The organism is Bradyrhizobium sp. 153 (genome assembly GCF_023073835.1).
Classification (GTDB): Bacteria; Pseudomonadota; Alphaproteobacteria; order Rhizobiales; family Xanthobacteraceae; genus Bradyrhizobium.
In genome coordinates, this window is record NZ_JADPKH010000013.1 from 1 (window position 1) to 13311 (window position 13311).

At 62.3% G+C, this 13311-nt stretch carries 10 protein-coding genes and 1 pseudogene; 10 read left to right on the plus strand and 1 reads right to left on the minus strand.

Annotated elements, in window-relative coordinates:
* From IVA91_RS02440 to IVA91_RS02450, 5 genes are all read left to right on the plus strand, one after another.
* Nucleotides 1-276 (plus strand): lipase family protein (locus tag IVA91_RS02440; RefSeq protein ID WP_247419077.1); only part of this gene is annotated, 276 nt, incomplete at its 5' end.
* Between the two features lie 2985 nt (nt 277-3261).
* Nucleotides 3262-3600, plus strand: a complete 339-nt coding sequence (locus IVA91_RS02445; protein WP_247279925.1) for a hypothetical protein — start codon at nt 3262-3264, stop codon at nt 3598-3600.
* 176 nt (nt 3601-3776) lie between these two features.
* Nucleotides 3777-4004, plus strand: a complete 228-nt coding sequence (locus IVA91_RS37050) for a GMC family oxidoreductase N-terminal domain-containing protein (protein ID WP_247279926.1) — start codon at nt 3777-3779, stop codon at nt 4002-4004.
* A 111-nt stretch (nt 4005-4115) separates the two neighbouring features.
* Entirely contained in the window at nt 4116-4433 is a 318-nt protein-coding gene (locus IVA91_RS37055) for a hypothetical protein (RefSeq protein ID WP_247279927.1), read from the plus strand.
* Nucleotides 4343-5509, plus strand: coding sequence for a GMC oxidoreductase (locus IVA91_RS02450; RefSeq protein ID WP_346015462.1), 1167 nt, complete (start codon nt 4343-4345; stop codon nt 5507-5509). Before IVA91_RS37055 ends, IVA91_RS02450 begins: the two co-directional genes overlap by 91 nt.
* Nucleotides 5510-5948: 439 nt before the next feature.
* Here the strand turns inward: IVA91_RS02450 and IVA91_RS02455 are convergent, their stop codons facing one another.
* Entirely contained in the window at nt 5949-6185 is a 237-nt protein-coding gene (locus tag IVA91_RS02455) for a hypothetical protein (protein WP_247279930.1), read from the minus strand.
* A 354-nt stretch (nt 6186-6539) separates the two neighbouring features.
* On the opposite strand from IVA91_RS02455, the gene IVA91_RS02460 reads away from it, so the two are divergent.
* From IVA91_RS02460 to IVA91_RS02480, 5 genes and pseudogenes are all read left to right on the plus strand, one after another.
* Nucleotides 6540-8723, plus strand: a complete 2184-nt coding sequence (locus tag IVA91_RS02460; RefSeq protein WP_247279931.1) for a PAS domain S-box protein — start codon at nt 6540-6542, stop codon at nt 8721-8723.
* Nucleotides 8716-9081, plus strand: a complete 366-nt coding sequence (locus tag IVA91_RS02465; RefSeq protein WP_247279932.1) for a response regulator — start codon at nt 8716-8718, stop codon at nt 9079-9081. The genes IVA91_RS02460 and IVA91_RS02465 overlap by 8 nt, the downstream gene beginning before the upstream one ends.
* 255 nt (nt 9082-9336) lie before the next feature.
* On the plus strand, nt 9337-10491 hold the full coding sequence (locus IVA91_RS02470) for an FIST N-terminal domain-containing protein (RefSeq protein WP_247279933.1): 1155 nt from the start codon (nt 9337-9339) through the stop codon (nt 10489-10491).
* A gap of 107 nt (nt 10492-10598) precedes the next feature.
* Nucleotides 10599-12614, plus strand: a complete 2016-nt coding sequence (locus IVA91_RS02475) for a PAS domain-containing sensor histidine kinase (protein ID WP_247458321.1) — start codon at nt 10599-10601, stop codon at nt 12612-12614.
* A gap of 600 nt (nt 12615-13214) precedes the next feature.
* Nucleotides 13215-13311 (plus strand): annotated as a pseudogene (locus IVA91_RS02480) (CopG family transcriptional regulator); the annotation flags it as partial.

Below are 13311 nucleotides of genomic sequence, written 5' to 3' on the forward strand. Positions count from 1 at the left end.
GAACCTTGGCGATCGCTTCTCGAACAGAACAGCACCAGGGTGCTCTCCCCTGAGATCCCCATCTTTCTTGCGCAGGGGGCCAACGACCAGGTCATCCAGCCCGCGGTCACGCAGGCCTACATGGACAAGTTGTGCAAAGCCGGCAGCAAGGTCAGGATGGTGATGTTGCCCGGTATCGGCCACGGACGCGCAGCCCAGGCGAGCGCGATGGCGGCGGTAAATTGGATGACTGACCGCTTCACGGGAAAAAGACCGCCGGACGATTGCGTCAGATAGGCTTGTCCAGAACGCCAAAGGAGTTGGTCAGCTCTTAGCTACGCCTTCAGCGTGCGGTGGCGTCCCAATTTTCGGCCGTTGCCCAGTAATCAGTAGCGGTCAAAACGTCTCGGTAATCTTGCCAGGCGATCGGCAGTTCGCGGCAGACCTATTCAGGACAACCTGCAGGATCGATCTCACGCGCTCGCAAAACGGCAATTCCTGTTATTAGCTCGTTTAAGCAGCGTCTCATTTAGAAAGCTGCCAAGTTTCGGGAAGCCGCCGAACAGTTGTTGGCGGTACTCAGCGAGACCTTCTAATGAAGCGCGTCAGGCAGGCTGAGGCTGCTTTGCAAATCAATGACTGGTTGGCCGCACCAGGGGTAGCGCCGCCTACTGCACTTGGGCAGGCAGCTGGCACGGCGAAAAGGCCATCTCATGAAGTTTCTGACCGACTATCTTGAGCGCGCGGTCCAGCTAAATCTGGCGATCAGCGAACCGGATTCAGCGTTGAAATTCAGCTGCTTCAACTAGCCGGGCCATATCGCGAGCTGGCCCAAAGCGGGCGAGGACTATGGGGCTCCCGCGGCCAAGTCGACCAAAAATCGTTTGGGTTGAAGACCGGAAGATCTTGGCCAGTGTCAGGAGCTGCGCGGCGAAACCCGCCGAGTGGAAAGAATCGCGGCCGCAGAAAAATCCGCTACTCAGACGTCGTTCGGGGGGTACGCGCCGCGGCCTCCAGTGATTTCTCTGGTGGCAAGCGCCTCAGGTCGCGGCGCCGCGATCGACGGCAAGATCTCGAAGAGCGCCACTAACGCACCCCAACGACGGCTCCCCGATCGTCAGAATGAGACTCATCTCGAGCATTGCCAGTGAAACACCGGGTGCGCCCGCTTAACCCCGCCGCTCAGTCCGCCAGCGCGGTCCGCCGGTGCGTTATTCGGCGCCGCATGGATGAGCTTCCTCGCGGGGTCTGCGGTTGTCACTCCTGCCCTGGCTGGAAGGAGCCACCGTGCCGGTTGCGGCGGCCCGTTCGCCTTATCCACCGTCAGTCCCAGCGTCCCAGCCTCAATCGCCCGCGTCGATCCTCGGTCCCTCAAAATCCGGCCATGCGTCGGCGCCGCGCATGTGGTGCAGGTGAATTTCGGCCCGAAACCGGAGAGGCGGACATCGTCCGGGCATTGGTCGACCTCGGCCGGGGGATAGCCGGATCATGTGGCCGCAGCGGTAGGGCAGCGCGCGAGAGTCTTCGCGCCATGATCCGAACGCCCCAAATTACCTCTCGCGATTTCGTGCCGATGGAGGATCGGGTCCCCGGGAGCGGGCAGGCGGGCGCAAAGCGACAGCGGCGTGGGGCAAGTCAGCAGCGGAGTCCAGCAGCTTGCAAGCGCCTCCTTCGCTAAGTCTGTGGAGCAGCCTGAGTGGGAGCGGTGACCCTGGATTCTTGCGCCGCTTCTGAGGGTGCTTCTCGCGGCCTCCGGTTCTCAGCGGCAGTGATCAAGGATACACCGCGCCGGCCGTCGGAGCGCGCAATTGCGCCGCTACTAAGTGAGGTCGAAAGCAACGCTGTAATGGCCGGAGGTGTTACGGAGGCGAACCTGCCGCAAGCCTCTAAAAACTCGCGCCGATCGTCTTCTTCTTCTGAAGGTGACATCGTACGCCTCATAATTTTTTGAATATAGAAAGTTGGTCGATGGCAGAGTTAAGAGGTTCAATCACGAAATGTAACCACACTCCGTTGGGAATCGAAGTCCTCACATGCTGCCTGGGGCACAAACCATCAATTGCGATCTGAGTGCGCCATGAAGATCATCCTGGCTTGACGGATTCACATGAGCACTTTAACCCCGCGTGCGATCAAGTTGGAGAGCACCAAGTGGCAAAAGCGACCAAGAGCAAGCGCAAAGAGTACACCAAGGACGATGTCAGGCTAATCAAGGCACATTCCAAGGCTCGCACGCCGGTGGCCAAAGTTTCTAAGCTGATGAAGCGATCAGAGGGTTCGTTGAGGCAAAAGGCGCGTAGTCTTGGAGTTGGCTTGGGCCATCAGCGCTAACGTGGCAAAGAGATGGCAAGCCGCGTAGGCGCGTAGGTCCCTCATCGCTTGAGAAATACAGTCCGAGGGTTCGACGGCTGGACAAAGGCCCGATGACACCAGAGCCGGGCCCGTCTTCGCGAACCTGCCGATCGGCGCTTATGGGACGCTCAACGGAACGTTAGCTCGCCCGGATCGCCTGGGCGGTCCTAAACAAGGGACACGCCTTCGCGTGCGTCAGCACGGAGGAGACGGCGTCCCGACCTGCTTGATCCTCGCGCCGTGCGCGGGGCCGTTCGCGCAGCCTGGCGGCAGCAGAACATGACGTCAGGACAGCACGACGGCCGGCCTTGACGGCCCCTTGCGCGGGGCGTGTTTGCGCGCGCAGGCCCGGACGAAGGAACGACCGCCAGGCGCGAAACAAAGGAAAAGCGCGAAGTGAGGAGCCATCGATGATGTAACAACACCCTCAAAGAGCATAAGCCAAACCGACCTAGCTGGATACCTTCCGACCCAGCATCTCGCGCGCTCGAAGCGCAAGCTTTGCCAGAGATATGCGCTTTCCAACCAGTCCACCCCCTTTTCGAGCCGGCCTGGTGGACCACCGCGTTACGGGAGTACCCCCTCATGTAGAGGATCTTTAGACGGGGGCGGATCTGGAGAGCTCGTTTGCCTAGCTCGCGGCCATTGATCCCGGGCATGACGACATCAGTTAGGAACCAGTTAGGAGAAGATCAAGATGCGAGGGGTGTCCTGCAGCACCGCTGTCAAAGCTGACTGGGCACTTGGAGCGGAATAACGCGGTAGCTGAGATCCCCCCGCGCGTCTGACACATAAGCGCAAGTCTGCGTCATCTTCCACGACAAGAATGGTCTCGAACTTCTCTCCCTCAGGCACCGCTTGTTCGTATTCAGCGTCGCCCGATCCAGGCGTTCTCAAAGTGTTCGATGGCCGTTCTCGGGCTGGCGCTTCATGTTCTTCTCGGGACTTTTGAGCTCTCTGCTCGGCTGGTTCATCTTCCGTAACCTCGAGGAGTCCCCGTACTTCAAGGAGCTCAAGCGCCAGCAGGGCAACAAGCAGGCGAAGGTCTCGAAAGGCGCCGGTCAAGGACGTGTTCTCCGGCGAGTATCGCGGCGTGCTGCTACGCTTGTTGCGCTTGCGATCGCCTTCATCGGCAATGCGGGCTATGCGCCGGTGCTGATCATCCTGAACGAGCGCTTCCCGACCGCGCTGCGCGCGAGCGGCACGGGCCTGTCCTGGAATATCGGCTTTGCACTGGGCGGCATGATGCCACCTTCGTCTCGCTGGTGAGCGCCAGCCCGGCGCAGATCCCGCTGTCGCTGGCTTATTTCGCGGTCAGCGTGTTCGTGATCTACCTGATCGGGGCGATCGTCATCCCCGAAACCAAGGGTAACTTCCGCTGAGCAAAAACGACGCGACCGCACAAGCCGCCGCGCCGGTCCATCGAATTGCGCGAAGGGACGGGAATGGACGGGCGGCATTTCGACGACGTGATCGTTGGCGGTAGGTCGGCGGGCTGCGTGCTCGCCAATCGGCTTTCCGCCGACGGGCGCCGTCGCGTGCTGCTGATCGAAGCCGGAATGGACACGCCGCCCGAAGCGACGCCTGCGGAGATTCTCGACAGCTATCCGGTGCCGCTGTTCTTCGGCGGCAAGGTAGATCTGGCCGGGGCTGTCGGCGGCGGCGGGCTGTAATTCCGATGGCAAGCCGGTCGTCCGCGCCTATGAGCAGAGGCGGGTGATGGGCGGCGGCTCCAGCATCAACGTGCAGTCGGCGAATCGCGGCCTGCCGCGCGACTACGACGAATGGCAGAGCTCGGTGCGCGCGGCTGGGGCTGGACCGACGTGCTGCCATATTTCCTCAAGCTCGAGAGCGATCTGGATTTCGGCGGCCCGCTGCACGCAAGAGCGGCCCGATCCCGATCCGTAGCATCGCGCGAGGCCGTGCCGCAGTTCGGCAAGGCCGTGGGCGAAGCGCTGTCAGCGGGTTTGCCGTTCCTGAAGGACCAGAACGCCGAATTCGAGGACGGCATTTGTCCGCCGGCTTCTCCAACCGCGACGACCAGCGTGTCTCCGCCGCCGCCGGCTATCTCGACCCAGCGACGCGGGCGCGGCCAAACCTGAAGATCTGGGACGACAGCACGGTCGAGCAGCTCCAGCTCGAAGGCCGCCGCGCGACGGGCGTGTGGTCGCGCGCGTGGACACTCACCGTCACTGCCGGCCGCGTGTTCCTCACCGCAGGCGCGCTGCAATCGCCAGCGATCTTGATGCGAGCGGGCATCGGCTCAGGGGCTGCATTGCGAGCGCTGGGCATTCCCGTCCGTCGATCTGCCGGGCGTCGGCCGCAATCTGCGCGATCATCCCGCGGGCTGTGGTTGCCGCTGGCGTGGCGCCGCCCCAATTTCACGGCCATGCGGTTCTCGTCGGGACTCGCGGGCTGCGATACGTCCGATATGTACATCACGGCTTCGACCCGCGGCGGATGGCACGCGCTGGGCACGCGGCTCGGGCTCTATTTCCTCTTGTGCAACCGGCCGTATTCGAGCGGCTCGCTCACCCTGGCGAGCCCGGATCCGAAGGCCTATCCGCTCGTCGATCTCAATCTGCTGTCCGACGCGCGTGATCTTGAGCGGCTGGTCGCAGCCGTCCGGCTGCTGGCAAGGCTCGTGGTGCATCCGCAGCTCAATCCCTGGGCCGGCGATTTCCTTCCCGCCTCTTATTCCCCGCTCATCAAGCGCCTGAGCAAGTATGGCACCGCGAACCGCATCGTCGCCTCGATCCTCGGGCCGATGCTCGACGTGCCCGCCGGCCTCCCGCAGCTCCTGATCCGGCTGGTGCTGCTCAACGGCACCGCCTTCCAGGCGACGCTCGCGGACGACCGCGCCTTCGAAGCCTTCGTGCGGCAGAGCGTGTTCGGCGTTTGGCATCCGGTCGGAACGTGCCGCATGGGCGATCCCGCCGACCGCACGGCGGTGGTCAATCCCGAGGGGCGAGTGATTGGCAGCGCGAACTTGTACGTGGCGGATGCGTCCATTATGCCGCGCCTGCCCACGGCCAACGATCATGATTGCGGAGAAAATCGGCGATTTGTTGCGAAAGTCGACCTGAGAAAATCGCGACGAGCGCGGGAGAACCAGGAGCAAGCGCTACCCCACTCGAGCAATGCTGGAGGGAGACCGGGGGACAAATGGAACATCTAACTGGCCAGATCGTCCTAGTCTGCCGCTGCCCTGACTAAGCTACGGACCTGATGTTGGCTTCAGAAAGCGCGGCATGTAGCGCAAGTCGCCTGGTCGCCTTGTCCACTTCGCCAATTCTGGGTTAAAAACATACCCGAGCAGAAGCTCAGTTTCATACGAGCTTTGTTGATGTGCGTCCGAAGTGCGACGACTGCCACATTGACTTGAGATCCGCTATTCTAGAGCCGCGTAATGGCCGGCAGCGCCGCCCTACCAATGTCCTTCGGCTCGCCCGGAAACACTGGTCAGCAAACTATCCCGGTGGACTTGGAGGCGGTAGGCCGTATTCCCTCGCTCGCTTTGCAGCGATCTTGCGATATGAGGCGGCTTGCTCGAGCAACTGCGATTTGAAGGCGGAATCGAGTTCACTGGCCGCGCTCGAGATACTCCGTCAGCAGCTTCATCGGATTTCGCGCGTCGCTTTTGTTGTCAGCTGCCCAAGCGCAGACGGTGGCGCTGCGCCTGGCGTGGCCAGCCATTGATTGATTTGCAATGCCGCTTCAGCCTGCCTTACCCGCTTCATCAGCAGCTCTCGCGCGGTGCCGGGCGGCAACTCTTCAGCGGCTTTCCGGAATCTTTCAGCTTCATCCGCGAGCCGCTGGTTGAACGAAATGGATTGCTTAATGCGGCGACGCATACAAGAATCTCCCCGAACGGAGCGCCCCGGCGCCTGCCGGCGCCCGACACGCAACGCCTAACGTTCAACTTAGGTTCCGGCCAAGAACAGAACCCAATTTGGGCCGCCGAACTCTCAGGGAGGGAACTTCATGGAGAAATACAGGCGCAGCCCTGGATCCGTCGAGCCCTACGATTCCCGACACTGCACCAGCGCCCCTTAACGGCCAAGCGGGGCTCCAGGTGGGATATAGGGGAACCATCAGCCTTCTAATGCGTTATGGCTGGTTCGGCGGCCCAACGGGGGAGCCCGCCATTTTATTCCCGAACAGAATGGCCCCGCGTGGGCCCCCTCTCGCCCCGAGAGACGTATTTTATGTCCAATGTCGAGGAATTTCCGCTCTCCATCCATCGCCGGCCCACGGAGTTCGAGGCGCTGGTCGCGGCTGGTAGTGCCGCGCTCGACGCCATTCCTGGGGCGGTTTATCTTTGCGATGCTGAAGGGCTCCTGGTCGCTTACAACAGCGAAGCGCTGGAATTGTGGGGCCGGACGCCCAGCGCTGCCAAGACCGAACGCTTCTGCGGTTCCCATCAACTCTACCTGCTCGACGGCACCCCTCTTGCCCATTGCGATTGTCCGATGGCGACCGCCGTTCGTCTCGGCACGCCCACGCGCAATGCCGAAGTCATCATGGCGCGGCCAGACGGGTCTCGTTTTACCGCATTGGTCAACATCCGCGCACTGCGCGACCACTCCGGTCGTATCCAGGGCGCTATCAATTGTTTTCAGGATATCACCGGACGCAAGCAGGTCGAGGAGGAAGTCCGCCGGAAAACGCAGGATGTGGAGGACTTTTTCGAGAACGGCGCCGTTGGGCTGCATATCGTAAGCGGGGAGGGAATTATCCTTCGCGCCAACAAAGCCGAGCTGGATATGCTGGGGTACAGGCCCGAGGAGTATATTGGCCGCCACATTGCCGAGTTTCATGCCGACGCGCCGGTGATTGGCGACATCCTTCAGCGCCTCTCGTGCGGGCAGGCGCTCGAAGCTTATCCGGCCCGGTTGCGGGCGCGCGATGGTTCAGTGAGGCATGTGCTAATTACGTCAAACAGCCGATTCGTGGACGGCAAGTTCACCAACACGCGCTGCTTCACAGTCGATGTGACGCAATTGCGCGCTGCTGAAGAGCAGCGGCGAGCCAGTGAAGCGCGGCTCGCGGCTACCTATGAGGCCGCAAACGTCGGCATCTCGGAAACTGATGAAAATGGCCGGTTCTTGCGGGTCAATGATGCCCTCTGTCGAATAACGGGACGATCGCACAACGAACTGCTCGGAATGACTTTTTCCGACTACACCGATCTCGATGACCGGTTGCAGGATGGCGAGCTGTACGCGCAGCAGGTACGCGGCGACATCGCAAACTACGCCATTCGCAAGCGGGTATTACGGCCTGATGGATCCGTGCGACATCTTGATATTTTCAGCTCTTCCGTGCGCAATTCGAAAGGTCGCTTTCTCTACGGCGTGCGCGTGGCCCAGGATGTCACTGCCACCCAACAGCTCGAGGATCGTCTGCGCGAGGGAGAGCAGCGGATGCGCGATCTGCTGGAGGCTTTGCCCGCCGCGATCTACACGACAGATGCTGAGGGGCGCATCAATTTCTTCAATAGGGCCGCAGTCGAGATGGCGGGCAGGACGCCGCAGCCAGGCGACGAATGGTGCGTCACCTGGAAACTCTACTGGCCTGACGGCTCACCTCTGCCGCACAATGAATGTCCGATGGCGGTGGCTTTGCGTGAAAACCGTCCCGTCCGCGGTGCCGAGGCGATTGCTGAGCGACCTGACGGTAGAAGGGTGCCCTTTATTCCCTACCCGACGCCTCTGCGCGACGCGGCCGGAAAGTTGGTTGGCGCCATCAACATGCTCGTTGACATCAGCGAGCGCAAGCGGGCGGAGAATGCCCAGAAGGTGCTCATTGACGAGCTGAACCATCGGGTGAAAAACACCCTCGCCACGGTGCAGTCCCTCGCGAGCCAAACTGCTCGGCATGCTGCCGACCTGGATGAGTTTGTGTCAACGTTCACCGGTAGGCTGCTGGCGCTTGCTCGTGCGCATGATCTGCTCACGATGCGAAACTGGCAAGACGCGCCTTTCGAAAAGCTAATCCATGATATCGTCGGGCCGGTCTCGGGCGGACGGGTCGCGACGAGCGGGCCGGATGTCAACCTGGACGCACGGGCGGCGCTGAGCGTCACCATGGTGTTCAACGAGCTCTTGACCAATGCCACGAAGTATGGGGCACTCTCCAAGCCGCATGGATCCGTGTCACTCACCTGGAGGATCGCGGAGGGTGAGCGATCGCAAAGGAGGCTCGCTTGCGAATGGCTCGAGCGCGGAGGTCCCCCTGTTACGCCGCCCAAGCGACGTGGATTCGGCACACGACTGATGGAGCGCTGTGTGGAAAACGACCTTGCCGGGGAGTTCGATTTGATCTTCGATCCGCAGGGCGCACGCTGCACCGTGGCATTTCCCGTTATGCTTTCGGCGTCTAATGGCTGAAATGTCCGGCGCCAGGGTTCTCCTCGTCGAAGACGAAGCGTTAGTTGCGCTCATGATCGAGGACATGCTCGAGGAATTGGGATTAAAAGTCGTGGCCTCCGTCGCAGATGTGAAAAAGGCTTGCGAGCTTGCGACTACCACGTCTTTCGATCTGGCACTCCTTGACGTCAATCTGGCTGGAGAGCGTGTTTTCCCGGTAGCTCGTATCGTGCGTGAACGAAGAATACCCATCCTGTTCAGCACGGGCTATGGCGCACCATCTTTGGAGGAGGAGTTCAGAGATGCGCCCGCGATCGGCAAGCCCTTCTCCGTAGACCAATTGCACGAAAAATTGCGAACGCTTCTGTCACGTTCCTAAGCCCGCCAGCCGAGGCTACCTTCGGTAGTCAGAGGTGAACGTCGGCTGTCGGAGCGACTACAGACCGACTCCGCGGGGTGCTCCCGGTCCCGCGGCAGAGGTTGAGCCACACCGAGTCACGTTTTTGGGCTGGAACGTAGCAGATCGAGTACAGACAGCGCCCGCTCTTGTGGAACCAACGGCCGAATTGAGCGTCATGTTGTGCTTGGGCCTTCGAGGACCCTGGCTATTCTTGATCCGAAGTGGGGGATGCCTATGCAGACGGCGATTGCGGTCAGCCGCGAAGTTGATCCAATGAGAGCGGCGGACGATCTCCTGGAGCAGCTCACAACTGGTGTGGCGCGACCTGCGGCCATCGTGCTCTTCGCCGCTCCGACCTACGAACACGACGTCTTGCTGAAGCGACTTAGCGAGCGAACCGGCGCGCCCGTGGTCGGCGCGTCTTCGGCCGGTGAGTTCGCCAACGACATCCAGGGCGAGGGCATGGCGACAGCGCTGGCGCTGGGCGGTGACGACATCACGGTGGCGGTGAGCTGCGGCCGCAACATCAGCGCTGACCCAGCTAAGGCCGCCCGAGAGCTGGTGGCGGGGTTCGAAGGGCTTCGGGATATACAGCCCGGCCACCGCAGCGCGCTCGTGATGACGGACGCCCTGGCCGGCCACGCCGACCGTCTCGTGGATGAACTCACGTTGGCTACGGCGGGCCAATACCAGTTCTTCGGAGGCGGGGCGGGAGATAACGCGCAGTTTCAGAAGACCACGGTTTTCTGCAATGGTGCCGCACTAGCGGACGCGGCCGCAGCCCTGGAGATCATTTCCGAAAAACCGATAGGGGTCGGCGTGAGCCACGGGTGGGAGCCGGCGACCACGCCCTATCGCGTGACCGAAGCCGAGGGCGCGAAGCTCATCAGCCTGAACGGACTGCCCGCCGCGGAGGTGTTCCAGGCGCATGCCGCGGACACCGGCCAGAAGCTCGATCCCGACGCGCCGATCCCCTTCTTCCTGCACAACATCCTAGGCATCGATACGGCGAGCAGCCAGAAGCTGCGGGTGCCGATTGCGATTCTGGAAGACGGGGCCGTGGTCTGCGCATCGGAAGTCCCCCAGGACTCGATCGTGCGCATTATGCGCTGCACCCATCAGTCAACCGTCGAAGCCGCCCAAGAGGCGGCAGACGCCGCGCTTCAGGCCCTCGGCGGCCACAAGCCTCAGGCGGCCCTCTTCTTCGATTGCGTGGCGACGCGCCTGCGGATGGGCCAGGCCTTCGCGCGGGAGCTGACTGCCGTGCGGGAGCGGTTGAAGGGTGTGGACCTCACAGGCTGCAACACCCACGGCCAGATCGCCCGAGCGGACGGGCAGTTTCAGGGCTTCCACAATTGCACGGCTGTCGTTTGTCTGCTCCCAGCCTAGCAGCTGACCCAGCCACGGCTCAACGGCTGGCGAATGCCCTCTCCGAGCGCGAAGGCCGAGGCGAAGCCGCTGAAGCCCTGGCTAAGGCCCTGGGTGCCGAAGCCCTGTTGATCCTCGTCCGCGATCCGGACTGCGGCGCGATCACGCCGGCGCCAGGCTTTTGTCGCACGTTGCCTGGCGGACCGACCTGGCGCGCCTTCCTTGCCGCCTGCGTGCATCCTGGCGAGTTCATCATGGATCTCCACTATCCCGATCGACACAGCCGAAGAACAGCGCGCGCCTGTGTAGCCAATGACGGCTCGGTCATCGCATTGATCGGCGGGAAGCCACGCACGAGCGCAGCTACGCTCTCCGACCACCTCGTTCCCATCGTCAGGCTTCTGCAGGCCGAGTGCGAGGCGATTGCGGCCCGGGGCGCCGCCTCCGCGGCGACGCTTGCGACTCGGCAGTCCAGCGCGCTCGCCGCCACTCTCGACCAAGCCCGCCGACGCCTTGCCGAACAGGCCGCCCAACTGCAAGGCGCGCTCGCTGAAGCCGAGCGATTGAATCGCGAGCTAACGGACCTCGCCCACACTCTGGAGCAGCGCGTCGAAGTCGCTCTAGCCGAGCGCAGGCTGCTCGCCGACATCGTCGAGAATACCGACGCCATCGTGATGGTGGCGGACCTCGAATATCGATGGCTCGCGGTCAACCGCGCTGCAGCTAACGAGTTCGAACGGGTTTACGGCCGGCGGCCGAAGGTCGGCTTGAGCATGCTGGATTTGCTGGCCGACCGTCCTGACCACCAAGCCGCCTTAGAAGCGCTTTGGGGGCGGGCTCTCTCAGGTGAGGAATTTACAGTGATTGAGGCGTTTGGGGATCCGGCCTTCAACCGGCGCCACTACGAGATCAAATTCAACACCCTGCGCGATAAGGAGGGGCGTCGCATCGGCGCCTATCAATTCGTCTACGACGTGACCGAGCGATTGGCGGCGCAGGCGCGCCTCAATGAAGCGCAGGAGGCGCTGCGTCAATCCCAGAAGATGGAGGCTGTTGGTCAACTCACCGGGGGCATTGCCCACGATTTCAACAACCTGCTTACGGTGATCATCGGGAGCCTCGAGCAGATGGAGCGTAGATTGGGCGCGGTCACCGAGCAGACATTGGCCGGCCAGCTTCGCCGTTCTCGTGAAATGGCCATGCAAGCCAGCCAGCGCGCCGCCACCCTCACGGCCCGGCTCCTCGCGTTCTCCCGACGCCAGCCGCTCGACCCAAAGCCGGTAGATGCCAATCGTCTCGTAGCCGGCCTCGCAGACATGCTGGCGCGCACCCTTGGCGAACAGATCGGGCTAGAGGTGGTGACCGCTCCGGGTCTGTGGTTGAGCCAGGCGGATGTGAACGAACTCGAGAACGCCATCCTGAACCTGGCGGTGAACGCCCGCGACGCCATGCCGGAAGGCGGCCGGCTCACAATCGAAACAGGAAACACCTTCCTTGACGAGGACTACGTCTCCAGCATCCCCGAGCCCGTCGCCCCGGGGCAGTACGTGATGATCGCGGTGACTGACACGGGGATCGGCATGGACGCAGCGACCCTCGAGCGCGTGTTCGAGCCATTCTTCACGACGAAGGCGGTCGGACAGGGCACCGGTCTTGGCCGGAGCCAAGTCTATGGCTTCATCCGCCAGAGCAACGGCCATGTGCGCATCTATTCCGAAGTGGGGCATGGCACGACGGTGAAGCTCTACTTGCCGAGGCTGGGCGAGTCGGCGCGCTTGGACATCGAGACCCCTTCCATCGTGCGCAGCCTCGGCGGAAACGAGACCGTTCTCGTGGTCGAGGATCACGACGACCTGCGGAGCTATTCGGTGGGGGTTCTCACCGAGCTTGGCTATCAGGTTCTCGAAGCCTGCGATGGCCCAGCGGCGCTGAAGCTTCTGGAGAGCGATGCCCCAATAGACCTGCTCTTCACGGATGTCGTGCTCCCCAACGGAGTGGACGGACGGCGCCTCGCTGCGGCGGCGCGGCGGCTCAGGCCGGACTTGAAGGTGCTGTTCACGACCGGCTATTCGCGGAACGCCATTGTTCACAACGGGCGGCTGGACCCGGGGCGTCCAGCTCCTGTCCAAGCCCTTCACGTTTGAGGCGCTCGCCTCGAAGGTCCGGTTTGTGTTGGACCGCCCAGCGGCGGAGCTATAGGGCCGGGTTCGGTCCCTTTAGCGCCAGCGTGATCTCTGAATGGCGGGGGCGAAGCAAGGCCGCTGTCCATTCTACAGTTCGCCAAGCCTCGTCACAGCGCCGCAGCTGACCGTTCTTTGTACGAGTGACTTCCGCTTGCGGCATTTTCGTTGCGCAAGTCCGAGAGGTGTTGCCTCGCCCTGAGGCATTGGACGTCCATCCGTACGTAGGGCTATCTCAAGCTCATGAGAAGAAGACGCGAAGCGCTTCCGCACGCGGAGGAGTGCCAGGAACAGCCAGCGAAAGGCGATCAGCCAAGACGCAGCCGAAACATGGTTGCGGTTAGCCGGCGACTGGATGAAGCTCTTCGAGAGCCGACGCGGCCGGTTTGACCCGCCGCGCTAGCGTGTCGGCATGAGGAACACTCACTGGAGATGGGCGGATGCACCCCACCGTCGAGGACATCGAGCTGTTAAAGCGGATCTATGCCAACGGCCAGTCGGTGCACGCAGATAGCAACGTTGATCATCGCCCCTACGAACGGCTTCAGTATCTTGGTTGGCTTCGAGCGGCATGCAGATGTTCTCAAGCAGTCGACGGCCAGACACAGCTTGGACCTCGGGCTACGCAACTTCACCCGCCAGGATCTCGAAGCGGCTCAGC

What these genes read in the sequence shown, in the direction of transcription:
- IVA91_RS02445 (WP_247279925.1), top strand. Translation starts at nt 3,262, where the DNA reads ATGTTCTTCTCGGGACTTTTGAGCTCTCTGCTCGGCTGGTTCATCTTC.
- IVA91_RS37050 (WP_247279926.1), top strand. Translation starts at nt 3,777, where the DNA reads ATGGACGGGCGGCATTTCGACGACGTGATCGTTGGCGGTAGGTCGGCG.
- IVA91_RS37055 (WP_247279927.1), top strand. Translation starts at nt 4,116, where the DNA reads ATGGCAGAGCTCGGTGCGCGCGGCTGGGGCTGGACCGACGTGCTGCCA.
- IVA91_RS02455 (WP_247279930.1), bottom strand. Translation starts at nt 6,185, where the DNA reads ATGCGTCGCCGCATTAAGCAATCCATTTCGTTCAACCAGCGGCTCGCG.
- IVA91_RS02460 (WP_247279931.1), top strand. Translation starts at nt 6,540, where the DNA reads ATGTCCAATGTCGAGGAATTTCCGCTCTCCATCCATCGCCGGCCCACG.
- IVA91_RS02465 (WP_247279932.1), top strand. Translation starts at nt 8,716, where the DNA reads ATGGCTGAAATGTCCGGCGCCAGGGTTCTCCTCGTCGAAGACGAAGCG.
- IVA91_RS02470 (WP_247279933.1), top strand. Translation starts at nt 9,337, where the DNA reads ATGCAGACGGCGATTGCGGTCAGCCGCGAAGTTGATCCAATGAGAGCG.